Source organism: Saccharophagus degradans 2-40, assembly GCF_000013665.1.
GTDB classification, from domain to species: domain Bacteria; phylum Pseudomonadota; class Gammaproteobacteria; order Pseudomonadales; family Cellvibrionaceae; genus Saccharophagus; species Saccharophagus degradans.
The window spans coordinates 2,417,653-2,433,669 of the sequence record NC_007912.1; the positions used below are offsets into that span (position 1 = coordinate 2,417,653).

Here is a 16,017-nt window from a genome sequence, read left to right on the forward strand (position 1 = left end):
CCCATGGCATTAATTTGGGAGAAAAAGATAAAAGGTGTTACCTATCAAGTTATAACGGCGGGTAGCAGTGTGCGCCTATACACCAACAAAGTATTTCATAGCCAGTGGAACCCAAATGCTGTGTTGTGTGGTGGGGTGTGGGATTTGCTGCTATTACCCGCTTTTATGCTCGCTAAGCCCACCCAAATAAAAAACGTTTTAGTGCTTGGTGTGGGCGGCGGCGCCGTAATTAGGGCTTTATCACACTGTTTAGGGCCGAATAATATTACCGGAGTGGATTTGGATGCTACCCACTTATCTATTGCTAAACGCTTTTTTGGTGTTAAAACTATTGCTATAGATCAGTCTAGAATTAAGCAGGCCCATAACAAAGCGCCTAAAGTTAAAAGTCTTCACGCAAGTACAGTTAGTGCTCAGCATAATAATGCTGGCCCCATTGAATGTAGGTTAGTGCATGCGGAAGCGAAAGCATGGCTTGAAAATAATCAAACCAAATACGACCTTATTATCGAAGATATCTTTAAAGAGGATGACAAAGGCCAACCCATTAGAGCCGTTGAGGCAAGTGTAGAGTGGTTGGCATTGCTGCGAAAATCGCTTACTAAAAAAGGCCTGTTAGTAATGAATTTTGAAGGCCAAGCTAGCTGGCAAAAAGCGAAGCAAACTGCAAAAAAGCAGGGGTTTTTTAATAGTGATGACTCGGCTAAGTATATAAACTGTGCAAAGCTTGCCTTGCCCCAATACGAAAATAGAATGGGCGTATTTAGCCTTTGCCCGTTAGATAAGCGCTTATTGCCTACACATGCCAAAATGTATGCAAACGTTACTCAGGCTAAATGGGATAAAATGGGCTACAGCATTACCCCGTATAAAATTTGACGTTATACTCAGCCACATGTTTTTACATTAAATAGGAGTTTTTATGAGCACAGTTTACTGGATAGATGTACGCGAAGCTGATGAGTACGCATCAGGCCATCACCCTCAAGCGGTAAATATACCGTATGAGTCTATTGGTGCGCGTATAGGTGAGGTAACAGAAGATAAAGATGCCGATATACGTGTGTATTGCCGTACTGGACGGCGCTCTGGTATCGCAAAAGATACGCTTAATGCGCTAGGGTTTACGAAGGTTACCAATGAAGGTGGCATAGAAGACGTATTGAAGTAGTGACTAGCCAACTAAGCGGTACCCGTTAGGATACCGCAATACTTCAATGGGCTAATCGAACAATTTTGAAGATTTTGTCGTCTTGTAGTTTTTCTACTTGTTTAAAATAGGGCATTGCAAGTTTTTCTAAGGGAATAAAGCTGTTTACCACAAATAATGCCTCACCACTTTTGCTTAGCTTGCGCGCAGTGCTTTTTAAAAACAAATCTGATAACTCTCTACTCGTTTCAAAACCCTTGTGAAAAGGGGGGTTGCAAACTACCAAATCAAACATCCCTTGGATTGATTGAGCGCAATCGTCTGCTACTACTTGAGCGGCTTCAGCCAAATTATTTGTAATTAAATTTTGTTGCGTTGCTAATACCGCAGCGGCGTTGTTATCTGTTGCTGTTAGCGAGCGGCAATGCAAGGTTTTAACGGCTATTGAGAGGTAGCCAGAGCCACAGCCTAAGTCTAATACTGTATGCTCTTTTAAGTTGTTGTACCGCTGTTTAATAAACGCAATAAGCTGCTGAGTTGCCAGATCAAACTTTTTCCAGCCATACACCCCGGGTTTGCTCTGCATGGGTAAGTCGCAGCATATTGCAACCTCGCGCAATGCATTGTAATTGCTAGAATCTAGTGGTGTAGAGGTGTTTTCTGTTGTGTGTGCATTCGCTATACCAAAATATAGCTCGCCTTCTTTTTTTGTTTTTACATTTAGCCCCAGTTGTTTGCTTAGTTTATCTAAGTAAGTTTTAGTACCTTCGTTTTTTCTTCCGGCAATTACTAGAGCAGCAGTTGGCTGTAAAATAGCAGCAGCGTTATTTAAAACGTGGTGTACAACGGGCTTCTCTTTCGAAACGCGGTAGAAAATAGCATCAACGCCTTGAATGTTTAGTTGGCTAAAGTCGAAATCAGAAAAGTGTAAATGTAACTGTTCATTCTGGCTTGCGTAGTGGGTGAGTGTTAAATCATAACGGTTTGTTATTATCGTTACACATATGGATGGCGCTATACCTAATAATGAATCGAAATCCTTTGGCTCAAAATGGAAGCCGTCATCTATAATCCATAGAAAGTGCGCGTTTACATTGTGGCGGGCCAGCTGTTTGGCATAGTTTATAAAGTAGCGTGATATGGCAGGCATTAATTTATAGCCTCAATTTCTTCGTTCGTAAGGTGGCGCCATTGGCCAGGCTTAAGGTTTGTGTCTAGCTCTATCGCCCCAATAGCTTCGCGGTGTAATTTAACAACGCAAGTGCCAACCTTCACAAACATACGTTTCACCTGGTGAAAGCGACCTTCTTGAATAGAGAGCAATACTTCGGTGTTACTTATAAGCTCCACAGTAGCGGGCAGGGTGGCCGCTTTTTCGCCATGAAGCATTACTCCCTCGCTGAGTAATTTAATGGCTGCATCATCCAGTGGCTTTTCAAGTTTAACGCGATACCGCTTAAAACAGGCTTTATTGGGGGAGGTCACACGGTGATTCCACTCGCCATTATCGGTTAACAAAACTAACCCTGTTGTGTCTACATCTAGTCGCCCAGCTATTTGCAAACTTTGCGCGCGGTATTTAGGTGGGGTTTGATCACTTTGTCGTGCATGCTGCTCGGTTATTAAATCAACAACGGGTGAGTGAATGTTATCCTTATTGGCGCAAACATAACCTGTTGGTTTGTTGAGCATAATATAAAGCGGTTTAATCGCTTCGATTATTTCGCCATCTATGCGAACGGTATTTAGATTTGTTACTGTAAAACTAGGGTCGGTTGTGATTTTTTTGTCGACGCACACAGTTTTATTTTTAATTAGCCGTTTAACTTCTGTGCGGGAATATGAGCTGTTATTGGCGATAAATTTATCTAAGCGCATATTTTTTATACCGCAAGCATGGTTTGTAGGTTTTGTATTGGGAAGCTTTTAAACATGAAGCCAAAAGACTTGCTGACCGCCGTAAATGGCAAGTCAGCAATAGATTGCAGCTAGCTTTTAGCCTAATTTCTTTTGCGCAGAATCAACTGTTTGATAAATAAGCGTATTGATTGTCATTGGGCCAACACCGCCAGGCACTGGTGTAATAGCCGCAGCGCGATCGGCTAAAGGCGCAAGTTCTATGTCGCCTACACCACCGGGGTGATAACCCGCATCCACAACAACTGCGCCGTCTTTTATCCATTCCGCTTTAATAAATTCTGGTTTACCTACAGCGCCCACAACGATATCTGCCTGTTTAATGTGCGCTTCTAAATTTTGTGTGCGCGAGTGGCAAATAGTTACGGTCGCATTAGCGTTTAACAGCATCGCTGCCATCGGTTTGCCAAGAATAGGGCTTCTACCTACTACAACCGCGTGTTTGCCGTTCAGTTCGATGTTATAGGCTTCTAGAAGGCGCATAATACCTTTAGGGGTAGCACAGCCATATGCCTCTTCGCCCATCGCCATACGCCCAAAGCCTAAGCAGGTAACGCCGTCTACGTCTTTTTCCAAAGCAATTGCATCAAAGCATGCGCGCTCGTCAATTTGCTCTGGTACTGGGTGCTGCAACAATATCCCATGAACCGCTGGGTTCGCATTGAGTTCGTTAATTTTTGCAAGCAGCTGCTCAGTGGTGGTACTGGTAGGCATTTCAACTTTTAAGGATTCCATACCAATACGGCTACACGCATTGCCTTTCATTTTTACATAAGTGGCAGAGGCTGGGTCATCGCCAACCAATATGGTTGCGAGGATAGGCGTGTGGCCCGAACTTGCTTTTAATTTGTCCACACATTGCGTGAGTTCATCTTCAGTTTTTTTAGCAAGTGCTTTGCCGTCCAAAATAAGTGCTGACATAGTTGGTTGATTCCTCGATAACGTAGGGCTTGCAAAGTAAAGTAGGCTAGCGCAAAGGCTATAAGTTTTAGTTTTAACTGGGGCGCATTTTCACATAGCTTGCACAAGAAACAAAATATTTTAAAAAGAGCGTTGACGAGATCGAAGCCCCTATGTATTATGCACGCCTCTTGAGATTGGCAGCTAGCCAAACCGATCGGAGTGTAGCGCAGCCTGGTAGCGCGTCTGCTTTGGGAGCAGAATGTCGGGGGTTCGAATCCCTCCACTCCGACCACTCAAGAAATTCCTTATTACGCTAAAGCAAACAAGAGTTAAACTTCTTGTGGTAGGCTTCTGAGGTTTGCGCAAGATTGCTAATGCGCCCGTAGCTCAGCTGGATAGAGCAACGGCCTTCTAAGCCGTGGGTCGCAGGTTCGAATCCTGCCGGGCGCGCCATTAAGTTTTGCGTAGGTTTTACAGTGGTGATTGTAGCTCAGTTGGTAGAGCCCTGGATTGTGATTCCAGTCGTCGGGGGTTCGAGTCCCCTCAGTCACCCCATTCCCTTTCTCTTCCTTTATACAGTTCTCACTGCATTGCCTAGATTTGTTATATCTATTCATTCTTTTATAATCGCGTCTGTATCGTCAGTCGGTAGGTAAAAATGGAACATTTAGATAGGCTCATCGAAATTGCCACCTCGCGCGGCCTGGTTACAACCTTTCTTATATTGGCAGCAGCTGTAATCGGTCGCTGGACGATTCGACGTTTTATTGTTAAAAATGATGCACTTTCGCCGACATTAAAGGCAAAATGGGGCAAACTTGCCCAAAATCTAATTGTTTTTCTCACGCTTTTTGCTCTTGTTCTAGAGTGGGCGCCTCAGCTTCGAACCTTCGCCTTATCGCTAACTGCTGTTGCTGTAGCCATTGTCATTGCTCTTAAAGAGATAATTCTCTGCTTAACTGGTGCCGTTATGCGTACCAGCTCCTCAGTGAAGGTAGGGGATGTGATAGATATTCAAGGCTGTAAAGGGCGGGCGGTTGAGTTGACGCTGCTTAGTACTATTATTGCGCAGCTGAATGATGATGACTTGCCTACTGGGCGTCGCATTACATTGCCTAACAGTGTATTTCTGAGCAATCACTTCGCTACTAGTAAGGCGAATACAAAACTTATCCCGCTAAATATAAGCTTTGTTATGGAGCCCAACTATAAGGTGGCTAACAAAGTAAAAGAAGAGCTTGGGTTAGCGCTCAATCGTGTATGGGAGAGCGTGCAGGCATCACCAGCATTTTTGCAAGCTGTGAGTGCGGAATTTAGCGATAATGCCGACTTTGAACCGACTATCCGTTTAACAACCGCAAATGACGCCAAGCTGGCGTTCAAAATCCATATTTTATGTGCGCCAGAAGACCGCAATAATGTGGAAAGCAACTTAAGCGAGTCCTTTTTTACAATCGTCTCACAACTCTCCAGAAAGCCAGATTAGTAATATTGCTGTCATTACAGCTACTTAGCTGGCATGTAGGCGCGATCTAGCCCCTGCAAAGCGTTATTTCTAATCTATACTTTAGGCATATTTCAGGTGAATTATGCCTATGCCCCGTGCACCTATTTTTCGGTTACCTCTACTCCCAGCCGCTATGTTATTGCTGGTGGTGGCTAGTTTCTGTGTGGCTAAAACGGAAGTGGCAGAGCTAAGGATTAGCTACACCAACTCAGACCCGGCATTTACCAAGGTATTAAAGCGTTATAGCGAGCAATACGACCAGAATGTGAACTTTGAGTGGTTGGATCAAACCGATCTTCGTTCAAGGTTGCTAAGGGCAAGCCATGCAGGGGAGCTTCCCCATGCGCTAATTGCGGCTGAAGATGTGCTAGGCGTGCAACAATCGATTAAATTCGATGAGGTGCCAGCTGGCTTTGCGCTAACTGAGAGCAGTGATGCGCAAGTATTTAGCCTTACAAAAAAAGCAATCCGACTCACTCGTGGCAATCAACTTGTGCTGTATTTCAATAAATCTCTCACGCCCAAGGCGCCAGAAAATTGGGAGGCTTTGCTTAACGAGAGGCCGGCTGATCAACAAGACATAGAGCTTATAGGTTGGTCTCTGTTGGATATGTACTGGCTAATCCCATTCATCACGAGCTTTAATTCACAAGCCGAGCTAACCCCAAAAGAAATAATTGTTTCTCCGCACACCTTTTCTGCAATGAGCTACGTATGGAGCATGATAAAACAAGGCGTAGTAAAAATTGACTGCGGTTATACCTGCTACAGCGACAAATTTAAAAGCGGGAAACTGGTTTACACTATCAACGGTACTTGGTTGTATCAGGAATATAAACGGGCACTAGGTGAAAACCTGGGAGTAGCTTTACTGCCCAGCCTTAAAAACAAGCCAATGCGTAGTTATTATTCTTATATGGTCACAGCTAGATGAAATACAGCATAAGCACGTAATTGGAGACCCGCATCGCTTAAAGCAGGTATTAATTAACTTGGTAGGCAATGCGATTAAATTTACTGAAAGTGGGTATGTGAAGGTAAGTGCACGTAATAATGAACACGGCGATTTTGTCTGTACTATAGAAGATACTGGTATTGGGATATCAAACAAACAAATGGAACGCCTATTCAAAAGCTTTACTCAGGCTGATGCTTCAACGACCAGAAAATATGGCGGTACCGGTTTAGGGCTAGTGATTTCGCAGCGGCTTTGCAAACTGATGAATGGGGATATATCGGTTCGCAGCCAATTGCATAAAGGAACATGCTTTACCGTCTCGTTATCGCTGCCAGCTACTCAAGAAGTGCAAGATAAACTAAAAGAGAAGCATATACTTCAAGAAGATGCAAAAGAATATGATTACATCGTGTTCGATGCCTCTACACAGCGCGCGAGCGCAATAGTAAAGCAAATGCAGAAGTTTCAGTGTAATGCTGTTTTTGCAGAAGAAGATAAGTACGAGGATTTGAATGCAGCGCTTGCGCAGTTAGTAGATATAGAGACCAATAAACCGAAGCTATTTATCATCGATTCGGACAAGCTAGATACTAATTTTGCTAGTGCGTTAATTGATGTTTTAGAAAAAAGAAAACGCCATGGGGCTAGTGATGGCTTGCTGCTGTTAGCTAATGTTGAGGTAGATATTGACAGCTGGCGAAATGAAAATCAGCAGGGTTTAATGCCTATTATTGCATATCCCCACCACATACTAACGAAGCCTGTTACGCCTAGGCTACTTATTCGAGCAATAAACCACGCTGTAGTTAATGCCGCGCAGGGGATAATTCATTCGCCTACACTAGAAGAAAAAGCACTATTACTGGAAAATCGAGAAGAGCAAGAGCGAGCGATAGTTAGAGTGCCAAGTGAAAATAGCCCTAAAATATTACTGGTAGATGATAACGCGGTTAACCGTGAAGTTATTTTAGGTATACTGGAAGACGAAGATTTTCAAATAGAGACCGCTGTAAATGGGCAGGATGCGCTAGCTGCGTTGACAAGATCGAGTCTTAATTTCGATCTTATTTTAATGGACTGTCAAATGCCGGTAATGGATGGCTACAAAGCTACACGAGAAATAAGAAGTAGTGAAATTTTAAAACACTATAAACATATTCCTATTATTGCATTAACTGCAAATGCAATGGCAGGGGACAAAGAAACCTGCTTGGCTTCAGGTATGTCCGATTATTTATCCAAACCTATTGATGGAGAGCAGTTGCTATTAATTATAAGTAAATGGATAAAACCGAAATTAGAGGCGGGTAATACTGAACCATTGAGTTGCGAATTGAACACAACCGCGCAAAGTGAAGGCTCTACAAATACTAAGCCTGTAATATGGGATTTTGAGACAGTCTTGAAGCGTATAAATAATAAAACAGAGCGCTTACAAAAGCTGATTCAACTTTTTGTAAGCAACATGCCAGCTAATATTGATAAGCTTAAAACAATAAATATAACGGAGGATTGGACTGATGCGCAATATATCGCGCATAGCATTAAAGGCTCTGCAGCTAATTTGAGCGCGTTACTTGTCACAGATGCGGCTGAAGACTTAGAGTTATTGTGTAAGCAAGCAGACGCTTATATTGATATGGAAGCTTTTAAAGAGTCTTATTTAATTAAAGTATCAGCATTAAGCGCTAGCTACAATGAAACGCTAGTTGAATTTGACTCGTTTTCAACCAGTAAAAGTTAGCTCTCTGAGGGTGCTCATACAGCGCAACAGCTATTTTATAGCGTAGGTATCAATAAATATATCAACTGCAGATTCAACAACACGCTTTTGTTCCTCTTGGTTTAGAGGAGGGCTGTTCAGCGTAATTTGTGGCCAAAAGGCAAAGCCTTTTATAAGGGCATGAAGCTGATTGGCCGCAAACGATACGTCTGCCACGTTGAGTTTTTTATCATTGCTTGCAGCGCGGACCCACGCGCTAATGCTTTCTTCTCGCACCGCTAAGCGGTCTAGCATACATTGAGCTCTTTCTGGGGAGTGTATTGTTTCTGCAATGGCTACTCTAGCGAGCTTTAGAAACATTGGCTCAGAAAGCATCTCGATTGTTTGCCAAAGTAGGTCGGTCAACTGGTCCTTTAATGGCTTAGAGGGTTGATACTCGATGTCTAGTTTGAAAGGGCTTCTTTCCCATAGCTGGTTCAAAATTTCCGCAAATAACGCTTCTTTGTTTTCAAAGTGGTTGTAAACAGTGCGTTTAGATACATCTGCAACTTTTGCTATTTGATCCATGCTAGATGGCTCAAAGCCTTGTGCCCCAAACACCTTAATAGCTGCGTCTAAGATTGCCGCACGTTTTTGGTCGGTTACTTTCATATGTGGGGGCTGCGAGCTTGTTTTTGTGGCCATAACTCTTTGTGCTCAAAAGTCGACTTTTACGATTTGTTAGAAGTTTACACTATATGGTTTACTTTTGCTTGATAAACTACACCGTGTAGTTTACATTTGTGCCTGCTTTAACGGTTTCCAATTAATTAAGCCTATTTCGGGAAATCCTAAACAAAACTTTAAAATCCACCATAGCAAATGATAATCATTCTCGCCGCAGGTGGCGTGAGATTACGCAAGCAGTCGATGCGGCTCAGGGTGCTTTATTTGGCGGTGTGACGAGGGATAATTTGAGTCAGTCGGACCGTTCCATCCGGCAAGCGCTGAAGCACGGCTACTGAAAGGTCATGCCCAAATTCCTCTTTAGTCCAGCATCTATTTCGGATAGCAGCAAATTTCAAACTGGCGATCTTTCGTTACTTTTCATACGCTAATCGAGCAATTGGTTCACGACATTCGTTGATACTCATCCAATCACCGGCGAAAAGTTAATCATGCGTTTTCGAAAACGACCGAATAGGCCCAGAGTCGTCTCGTAGGCTTCCGCTAAAGTGGTAAAGGGCAGAGCGGTACTGTCTTCTTCAAGTTCCCCCAGCGATAACAGGCCAGGCTGATACTCTTGATCTTCACCAGTATCGTTCGATTTAATTGTATCTATCTTATTGGTACCGGATTCGGTCTCTGCTTCTACTTGGTCGGTCAACAGCGGTTGCAGACTCCCCTCCATTGTCTTGAGTGATACGGTATTGGCAGCAGGAATATCTTCAGCGACCCGATGTGCAAATTCGATTAATTTAGGCTCGGCTGGCATGATGAGTAGCGCTTCTTCGTTGCCACTATTTTGTACCCTCAAAATCCTGCCTAGTACTTGTCGAAAATACAATTCCGTTTTAACGCGGGTCAGGTGACAACAGACCTGTAAACGAGGAATATCGGTGCCTTCGCTGATCATGCCGACTGAGACGATCCACCGGGTCTGTCCATCGCGAAAACGTTGAATCGCCTGTTGAGACTCGTCATGCAAATACGTCACCACCGTGGGAGATTCTCCGCAAATGCTTTCTAATATTGTGGCGATAAGAACCGCATGTTCCACTGAAGCTGCAACGATGAGCCCGCCTGCGTTTGGTTGAACTCGTCTTAACGTGTTGAGGGCTTTGTGGCTTTGCTCAACCAAATATCGAATGAGTGTGAGGTTTTCAAGAAGTTGCTGGTATGTGCACCGAGAGGACTTCAATAGATCACCAATGGATCCATAAACATCTTCTTTCCCATTGTTTTGTACAGTGATTTTTTCATTGTCTATTACGGTGATTTTGGGCGTACGGCAAACGCCATCTTTGATAGCTTGTGCCAAACCATAGCTGTAGTCACAATGGACTTTTCCTTCCCGGCAATACGACGTCAAAGCGATGGGAATCCGATCCGAACGCCAGGGCGTGCCGGTTAACGCGAGGCTATAGGTTGCCTTACCTTGAATGTGTTGAATGATCTTTTGACCCCAGGCGTTGGCATTGCCGAGATGATCGCCGGAGCAATGATGGATTTCATCAAAGATTATCAAGGTGCGGTGTGTCTTCATCAATGACCAGAACGATTGGCCAAGATTGAGCATGGATTGGTACGTTAATACATTGCCTTTCGCGCCGAGCAGTCCGTTTAAACGAACCCCAAGTACAGACTCCAAAGTGGACTGAAAGGAAAGGGAGACATTGAGCGATGGGGAAAAGCAGAAAACAAAATCAACCTCTCCGTTTTCAAGCAACGTTTTGGCAACTGTAGACGCCATATACGTTTTGCCGGCACCCGGAGTCGCCAAGCATAGAAAATGGTTTTGACCATTGCGAAAACGGGATATGCAGCGTGACACAGCTTCGCGCTGCCAGCGTCGTAATTTCATGCCTATTACCGGGGACTGTTCGATGACAGAAGGCTTTCCAGCGCTTTGATTTTTCCCAACAGTAGGGCGCTTCGTTCTCTGGCTTCCGAATAGAGAGATTGTGCTTCCTCGCTGAGTTCAGGCAACTCCTTACATAGAGACTCGTATTCCTCCGCCTCACCCAACGCACATAACATGTCGGATCGGTGTTTACTGAGCCTTTCTCTTAACGCTGCGACGGGCTTGCCGGGTCGAGCCGATTGAGTTTTGACGACCGAAACTGTTTGGGAGGGAGTTGTCGAGGATGACTCTTTGCTTCGTGTTCCAGGTTGAGGTGATCTGAACTTCTGTGTAAGCCGGTACTTTGGCCACCCACCATCGTCAGGCAGTTTTTCCATCAAACCTGATTTCATCATTCGTACCATATTCCTGTAGATGAATTGCCTCGCTGGTTTTTTACCTTTGTGCAGGCTTTCCGGATGTTCTAAATAGTGTGTCGTCAGTTCTGCAACGGTGAAGGACTCTCCCTGGATTTCGTTAAGTGCGTGAAGGAGTTCAGGTTTCATCTGGATCATGCTCATGACGTAAATTGACGTGTATTTTGTCTCGAATTTCGCGACATTCTACCTTGTCTCTATCATCGAGACAATGAAACCGTCCTCATACTCACCTCATTACGACAAATTGCGCGCCTGGATGAAGCAAAAACGGGAGGAGAGTGGTTTGTCTTTGAGGGCTGTAGGAGAGCTGGTGGGTCGGCATCACTCGGTCGTTGGGAAGTTGGAGCAGGATCGACGTAAAATCGAGATGTTGGAGTTCATTGCTTATTGCCAAGCGGTGGGAGCAGATCCACACGAGGGTTTGGATCTGTTATTGCAACAAAGTCATCGCCAGTAAAGTACCCTAAAACAGTAAGGCTTTCTGCACATCCAGGTTTGCTTTAAGTCAATCGCCCCATAAATAGGAACTATCAGGCTTTGTACTGGTCCACTTCGAGTGTTATCGTTTACTCAGTTCATCCGGTTAACACTTGGCATCAATTAATGACCTTTTTACGCTCTGTTAAACAAGTCCGCTTTTGGATGTTTTTTGTACTGATTGCGTATGTGGCGCAAGCGGTGGGCGTGTCTGCGCACGGTAAGGTAACAATGATGGTCTCCTCGGTAATCAACGAGGCTCAAGTCTCCAAGGCAGGAAGCGAACCTCGGCACATGGCTCATTGCCATAATGAAAAAGTTGAATCAGTTTCTGTAGTCACATTTGACCAACGGCGTGCTGCTCAAGAGTCGGAATCGTGTTGCGGCGATGATTGCTCTATGTCCGTATGCCATCCCACCAGCGTCACGCTGGGCTACTTTGTGCTTTTTCCCTATATTTTTGACAATTCAGTTATTTATTTCAGTCACCAAAGTGACGCCCGTCAACTCGCCTCCACCCTCTATCGTCCCCCCATTCTCGGCTAAACACAGTCAAGTTGCGCCTGAAAAACGGCGTCTGTAAGCCGAGGACTATCAATCCTCACTCTTATTTTCCAGTTACTCGTCTGCAAGTTGCGCTCGAGTTGAGGATTATTCTATGAAAAACGTATCTGTATTTTTACTGTCAATTTTTTTAGTTTCGTTGTTTGCATGTTCAAGCGATTCAGAATCTGGTCGACCAGAAGCGATCGTACTGGACGTTTATAAAAGCCCTACTTGTGGTTGTTGTGGTAAATGGGTTTCGCATATTGAAGAAAAAGGCTTCGAGGTAGAAGTTCACAATCACAACACACTAGATCCCGTCAAAAAGAAACTGGGTGTACCGTCACATCTGCAATCGTGTCATACCGGCGTGAGCGAGAGCGGCTACTTTTTTGAAGGTCATATTCCGGCCAAATACATCACCCAATTTTTATCGAAGCCGACCGAAGGCGCAGTAGGTCTGGCAGTGCCCGGGATGCCTGCGGGGAGTCCGGGTATGGAAATGGGCGATCAATTTTCGCCGTATGACATTTTGTTGGTCAATTCAGACGGTTCAACCGAAGTGTTTGCCAAGGTTTCCCTGTACGAGGAGCAGTTCTAATGTTGCCCTCTATAAAACCTGTCTCATTCGTGGTAACGCTTTTCCTTCCCCTGATGGGATTATTTTCGGTGCCGATATTGGCTGAGACTTACACGCTTCAAGAAGCCATTTCAAAGGCTCAATCGCTAGACCCTTGGATAACCGGGAGCTTAAAACGACAGGAAAGTATTGACGCCAGAAGCGTCGAGGCAGGGGCCTTACCCGACCCACAAATCAATATGGGTATTGCAAACCTTCCTATTGATAGCCTGGACTTTTCTCAAGAGGCGATGACTCAGTTCAAGGTAGGCGTCAGCCAAATGTTTCCCCGTGGAAAAACGTTATCTCTTCAACAGGAAAAACTACAACGACTTAGCGAAATGCAGCCTCACGCTCGCGCAGATCGCGAAGCGAAGGTCGCTGTTGTGGTGGCCGAACTTTGGTTGGAAGCATTTCGCAACCACCTAAGCATTCAATTGATTGAACAGGATCGAAGTTTATTTCAACACCTTGTAGACGTTGCTCAATCCAATTATACCTCCGCATCCGGGCGGACCCGACAACAGGATGTTGTACGCGCGCAGCTGGAGCTGACAAGGCTGGATGATCGACTCACTCAGCTTTACTTGCAGAGCGATGTCCATCTCGCAAAACTGGCAGAATGGTTAAGTGATCCCGCCATATCTTTGTCCGACACGGCATGGCAATCCGAACCGTCGGCCGTATTGCGTCACCAGGCGAACCAATCAAGCGGAAACGCCGCCTACCTCAAAACCGTTTCCGAGATATTAATTCAACACCCTAGTGTTCTCAGCCTTAATCAAAAATTAAGTGCATTTGATTCCGGCGTAGAAATTGCCAAGCAGTCCTACAAACCTCAATGGGGTGTGAATGCCAGTTATGCTTATCGTGACGATTCTCCCATGGGCGATGAGCGTTCTGATTTTTTCTCCGTTGGCGTCACTTTTGATCTGCCCATTTTTACCGGTAACCGTCAAGACAAACGAGTCCAGTCGGCCAAAGCTGACCTTGAAGAAGTAAAAACCGAAAAAGTTCTGCTACTAAGACAGTTAAAAGCGCAACTGGAGTCCACAGAAGCAAAGTACCTGAGACTGGTTGAACGTAAAACGCTATTCGAGCAAAGGCTGCTTAAAGAAATGACCGACCAAGCCGAAGCATCGCTATCAGCTTATACACATGATGATGGCGACTTTGCGGAGGTTGTTCGCGCCCGTATCGCTGAACTTAACGCACGGATTGATGCGCTGAATATTTCCATAGATATTCAAAATGTCGTTGCACAGCTTAACTATTTTTATGCAGGCATAACATCCTCAACCGATTTAATTGAGCAATCGCATTAGGCGTACGCATTTTGGAGATAAACATGACCAGTAAGAAATTTCTTAATTCTGCGACGTTGATTGCGGCAGGTATTGGGCTCGCTTTGGGTATTGCAGCGACGCTGATTTTGGGTGGCGGAAATTCAACCGTGCAATCTGAAGAAAGCAAAAGTGAGGAACCGCTTTATTGGGTTGCGCCAATGGACCCCAATTATCGACGCGATAAACCTGGAAAATCCCCGATGGGGATGGATTTGATTCCTGTTTATGAAGAGGGCGAAAAAGCCAACGATGAGGGGCCGGGTACCATCAATATTTCACCTGACGTGATTAACAATCTCGGTGTGCGTACAGGGTTGGTAGAACGTAAACGTCTGCATAGTGAAATAGTGACAGTCGGCTATGTCCGCTACGACGAAAATAAACTTATTCATATTCATCCCAGATTATCGGGCTGGGTCGAAAAGTTATATGTCAAATCTGCGGGTGATCCAGTTAAAAAAGGGGAACCCTTGTACGCACTGTATTCTCCCGAGCTTGTTAATGCACAAGAGGAATTGTTATTAGCGATTAGCCGCAACAACACTCGACTCATTCAAGCCGCAGAAGACCGACTTCGAGCTTTGCAAATACCGCGAGAATTTATTAATCAACTTAAAAAGACGAAGACTGTTCAGCAAACCGTAACTTTTTTTGCTCCGCAAGGCGGTGTTGTCGATAACCTGAATATAAGAGAAGGGTTTTATGTTCAGCCTGGCACGACGATGTTGAGTATCGGCGCGCTTGACCCGATTTGGGTAGAAGCTGAAATTTTTGAGCGTCAAGCCGCACTGGTTGAAATTAACGACCCGGTGACTATGACATTGGATTACCTCCCCGGAAGAACCTGGACTGGACGGGTGGATTATGTTTACCCAACTTTGGACAGCAAAACACGAACGGTTCGATTGAGACTGCGCTTTGATAATCCAAAGGAGCTACTAAAACCGAATATGTTTGCACAAATAACCGTGCATACCGGTTCTGATGAAGAAATGTTGGTCGTGCCTCGGGAAGCATTAATCCGAACTGGAACCCAGGACCGTCTCGTGCTTGCCCTCGGTGAGGGTAGTTTCAAATCTATAAGCGTGAAAATAGGGCGTCAAGATCAGAATTGGGTCGAGATTTTAGAAGGGGTTGACGAAGGCGAGAAGGTTGTCACCTCCGCTCAGTTTTTGCTGGACTCAGAATCCAGCAAAGCCTCTGATTTCAAACGCTTGCACCACGGCGGTGATAAACCAAAATCTGTGTGGGTAGCCGCAGAAATTCAAAGTGTGATGAATGATCACAGAATGGTGACAGCGAGTCATGATCCCATTGCAGAGTGGGACTGGCCATCCATGACCATGGATTTTCGGATTAGTCCAAATGTTGATATGAGTGCTCTTAACCCTGGTACACAGCTTCACATGGAAATCAGCAAGCTGAAAGATGGCGGGTATGAAATAACGGGCACTCATATCATGGGCACCAAAAGCCAAACAGCGGAAGTTCAATCCGCACAAGTTAATGGCGTCGTGAATACTGTTGACACAATAAATCGAACAGCCAATATCCACCGGGGCCCAATACCAAAGTGGAATCGACCCTCGGCAACAATGGATTTTTATGTCAGTGATGACGTAGACATCAAGCAACTTTCACCAAAGGCCTCAATATATTTTGAATTCGAAATCCAGGATGGTGAATTTGTTATTACCCGATTACTAGAGGATGAAGTGATGCCGGACCGAGGGACTGATCACTCTTTAGATTCATCGTCAGCAGATCACAGCGGCATGGATCACAGCCAGATGGACCATTCCAAAATGAATCACGCTGTAGAAAGCATCGACGAAGTGGATCACACACAAATGGATCACTCTAGTCACATCCGCTCTAGTGACAAGGAGTAG

General features: G+C 44.8%; 16 protein-coding genes and 3 tRNA genes. 13 read left to right on the plus strand and 6 right to left on the minus strand.

Features of this window, described 5'->3' with window-relative positions:
- The first annotated feature begins 3 nt into the window (after positions 1-3).
- Both SDE_RS21300 and SDE_RS10070 read left to right on the plus strand, forming a co-directional pair.
- Positions 4-879: a spermidine synthase gene (locus SDE_RS21300; protein WP_011468394.1), complete on the plus strand. Its 876-nt coding sequence runs from the start codon at positions 4-6 to the stop codon at positions 877-879.
- A gap of 43 nt (positions 880-922) precedes the next feature.
- Positions 923-1,171, plus strand: a complete 249-nt coding sequence (locus SDE_RS10070) for a rhodanese-like domain-containing protein (protein WP_011468395.1) — start codon at positions 923-925, stop codon at positions 1,169-1,171.
- Positions 1,172-1,214: 43 nt separating this feature from the next.
- Here the strand turns inward: SDE_RS10070 and SDE_RS10075 are convergent, their stop codons facing one another.
- The 3 genes from SDE_RS10075 to folD form a co-directional block, all read right to left on the minus strand.
- Positions 1,215-2,300 (minus strand): class I SAM-dependent methyltransferase, encoded by a 1,086-nt coding sequence (locus SDE_RS10075; protein WP_011468396.1) that lies wholly within the window; start codon positions 2,298-2,300, stop codon positions 1,215-1,217.
- On the minus strand, positions 2,300-3,028 hold the full coding sequence (locus SDE_RS10080; RefSeq protein ID WP_011468397.1) for a pseudouridine synthase: 729 nt from the start codon (positions 3,026-3,028) through the stop codon (positions 2,300-2,302). Before SDE_RS10080 ends, SDE_RS10075 begins: the two co-directional genes overlap by 1 nt.
- Before the next feature lie 117 nt (positions 3,029-3,145).
- Positions 3,146-3,988, minus strand: coding sequence for a bifunctional methylenetetrahydrofolate dehydrogenase/methenyltetrahydrofolate cyclohydrolase FolD (gene folD, locus SDE_RS10085; RefSeq protein ID WP_011468398.1), 843 nt, complete (start codon positions 3,986-3,988; stop codon positions 3,146-3,148).
- A 197-nt stretch (positions 3,989-4,185) separates the two neighbouring features.
- Between folD and SDE_RS10090 the strand changes: the two genes are divergently transcribed.
- The 6 genes from SDE_RS10090 to SDE_RS10115 all read left to right on the plus strand — a co-directional run bounded on the left by SDE_RS10090 (position 4,186) and on the right by SDE_RS10115 (position 8,179).
- Positions 4,186-4,262 (plus strand) — tRNA-Pro (locus SDE_RS10090).
- 84 nt (positions 4,263-4,346) lie between these two features.
- Positions 4,347-4,423, plus strand: a tRNA-Arg gene (locus SDE_RS10095).
- 26 nt (positions 4,424-4,449) lie between these two features.
- A tRNA-His gene (locus SDE_RS10100) sits at positions 4,450-4,525 on the plus strand.
- Positions 4,526-4,628: 103 nt separating this feature from the next.
- Positions 4,629-5,456, plus strand: coding sequence for a mechanosensitive ion channel family protein (locus SDE_RS10105; protein ID WP_011468399.1), 828 nt, complete (start codon positions 4,629-4,631; stop codon positions 5,454-5,456).
- 103 nt (positions 5,457-5,559) lie between these two features.
- A complete protein-coding gene (locus SDE_RS10110) occupies positions 5,560-6,411 on the plus strand; it encodes a sugar ABC transporter substrate-binding protein (RefSeq protein WP_041324575.1) in 852 nt (283 codons plus the stop codon).
- 19 nt (positions 6,412-6,430) lie between these two features.
- Positions 6,431-8,179 (plus strand): ATP-binding protein, encoded by a 1,749-nt coding sequence (locus SDE_RS10115; RefSeq protein ID WP_226986502.1) that lies wholly within the window; start codon positions 6,431-6,433, stop codon positions 8,177-8,179.
- Positions 8,180-8,209: 30 nt separating this feature from the next.
- On the opposite strand, the gene SDE_RS10120 is transcribed toward SDE_RS10115, so the two are convergent.
- The 3 genes from SDE_RS10120 to SDE_RS10130 all read right to left on the minus strand — a co-directional run bounded on the left by SDE_RS10120 (position 8,210) and on the right by SDE_RS10130 (position 11,266).
- Positions 8,210-8,842 carry a TetR/AcrR family transcriptional regulator gene (locus SDE_RS10120; protein ID WP_011468402.1) on the minus strand — a complete coding sequence of 211 codons (633 nt, stop codon included), beginning with the start codon at positions 8,840-8,842 and terminating at the stop codon, positions 8,210-8,212.
- Positions 8,843-9,287: 445 nt separating this feature from the next.
- On the minus strand, positions 9,288-10,721 hold the full coding sequence (locus tag SDE_RS10125; protein ID WP_011468403.1) for a DEAD/DEAH box helicase: 1,434 nt from the start codon (positions 10,719-10,721) through the stop codon (positions 9,288-9,290).
- 5 nt (positions 10,722-10,726) lie between these two features.
- Entirely contained in the window at positions 10,727-11,266 is a 540-nt protein-coding gene (locus tag SDE_RS10130; protein ID WP_226986486.1) for a hypothetical protein, read from the minus strand.
- A gap of 130 nt (positions 11,267-11,396) precedes the next feature.
- On the opposite strand from SDE_RS10130, the gene SDE_RS10135 reads away from it, so the two are divergent.
- The 5 genes from SDE_RS10135 (at position 11,397) to SDE_RS10155 (ending at position 16,017) form a co-directional block, all read left to right on the plus strand.
- Complete coding sequence (locus tag SDE_RS10135; RefSeq protein ID WP_226986503.1) at positions 11,397-11,597, plus strand: helix-turn-helix domain-containing protein; 201 nt, start codon at positions 11,397-11,399, stop codon at positions 11,595-11,597.
- Positions 11,598-11,743: 146 nt separating this feature from the next.
- On the plus strand, positions 11,744-12,163 hold the full coding sequence (locus tag SDE_RS10140; RefSeq protein ID WP_041324578.1) for a hypothetical protein: 420 nt from the start codon (positions 11,744-11,746) through the stop codon (positions 12,161-12,163).
- Positions 12,164-12,275: 112 nt separating this feature from the next.
- A complete protein-coding gene (locus SDE_RS10145; RefSeq protein WP_011468406.1) occupies positions 12,276-12,761 on the plus strand; it encodes a DUF411 domain-containing protein in 486 nt (161 codons plus the stop codon).
- Positions 12,761-14,104, plus strand: a complete 1,344-nt coding sequence (locus SDE_RS10150; RefSeq protein WP_011468407.1) for a TolC family protein — start codon at positions 12,761-12,763, stop codon at positions 14,102-14,104. Before SDE_RS10145 ends, SDE_RS10150 begins: the two co-directional genes overlap by 1 nt.
- Positions 14,105-14,127: 23 nt before the next feature.
- Positions 14,128-16,017: an efflux RND transporter periplasmic adaptor subunit gene (locus tag SDE_RS10155; protein ID WP_011468408.1), complete on the plus strand. Its 1,890-nt coding sequence runs from the start codon at positions 14,128-14,130 to the stop codon at positions 16,015-16,017.

What these genes read in the sequence shown, in the direction of transcription:
- SDE_RS21300 (WP_011468394.1), top strand. Translation starts at nt 4, where the DNA reads ATGGCATTAATTTGGGAGAAAAAGATAAAAGGTGTTACCTATCAAGTT.
- SDE_RS10070 (WP_011468395.1), top strand. Translation starts at nt 923, where the DNA reads ATGAGCACAGTTTACTGGATAGATGTACGCGAAGCTGATGAGTACGCA.
- SDE_RS10075 (WP_011468396.1), bottom strand. Translation starts at nt 2,300, where the DNA reads ATGCCTGCCATATCACGCTACTTTATAAACTATGCCAAACAGCTGGCC.
- SDE_RS10080 (WP_011468397.1), bottom strand. Translation starts at nt 3,028, where the DNA reads ATGCGCTTAGATAAATTTATCGCCAATAACAGCTCATATTCCCGCACA.
- folD (WP_011468398.1), bottom strand. Translation starts at nt 3,988, where the DNA reads ATGTCAGCACTTATTTTGGACGGCAAAGCACTTGCTAAAAAAACTGAA.
- SDE_RS10105 (WP_011468399.1), top strand. Translation starts at nt 4,629, where the DNA reads ATGGAACATTTAGATAGGCTCATCGAAATTGCCACCTCGCGCGGCCTG.
- SDE_RS10110 (WP_041324575.1), top strand. Translation starts at nt 5,560, where the DNA reads ATGCCTATGCCCCGTGCACCTATTTTTCGGTTACCTCTACTCCCAGCC.
- SDE_RS10120 (WP_011468402.1), bottom strand. Translation starts at nt 8,842, where the DNA reads ATGGCCACAAAAACAAGCTCGCAGCCCCCACATATGAAAGTAACCGAC.
- SDE_RS10125 (WP_011468403.1), bottom strand. Translation starts at nt 10,721, where the DNA reads ATGAAATTACGACGCTGGCAGCGCGAAGCTGTGTCACGCTGCATATCC.
- SDE_RS10130 (WP_226986486.1), bottom strand. Translation starts at nt 11,266, where the DNA reads ATGAAACCTGAACTCCTTCACGCACTTAACGAAATCCAGGGAGAGTCC.
- SDE_RS10135 (WP_226986503.1), top strand. Translation starts at nt 11,397, where the DNA reads ATGAAGCAAAAACGGGAGGAGAGTGGTTTGTCTTTGAGGGCTGTAGGA.
- SDE_RS10140 (WP_041324578.1), top strand. Translation starts at nt 11,744, where the DNA reads ATGACCTTTTTACGCTCTGTTAAACAAGTCCGCTTTTGGATGTTTTTT.
- SDE_RS10145 (WP_011468406.1), top strand. Translation starts at nt 12,276, where the DNA reads ATGAAAAACGTATCTGTATTTTTACTGTCAATTTTTTTAGTTTCGTTG.
- SDE_RS10150 (WP_011468407.1), top strand. Translation starts at nt 12,761, where the DNA reads ATGTTGCCCTCTATAAAACCTGTCTCATTCGTGGTAACGCTTTTCCTT.
- SDE_RS10155 (WP_011468408.1), top strand. Translation starts at nt 14,128, where the DNA reads ATGACCAGTAAGAAATTTCTTAATTCTGCGACGTTGATTGCGGCAGGT.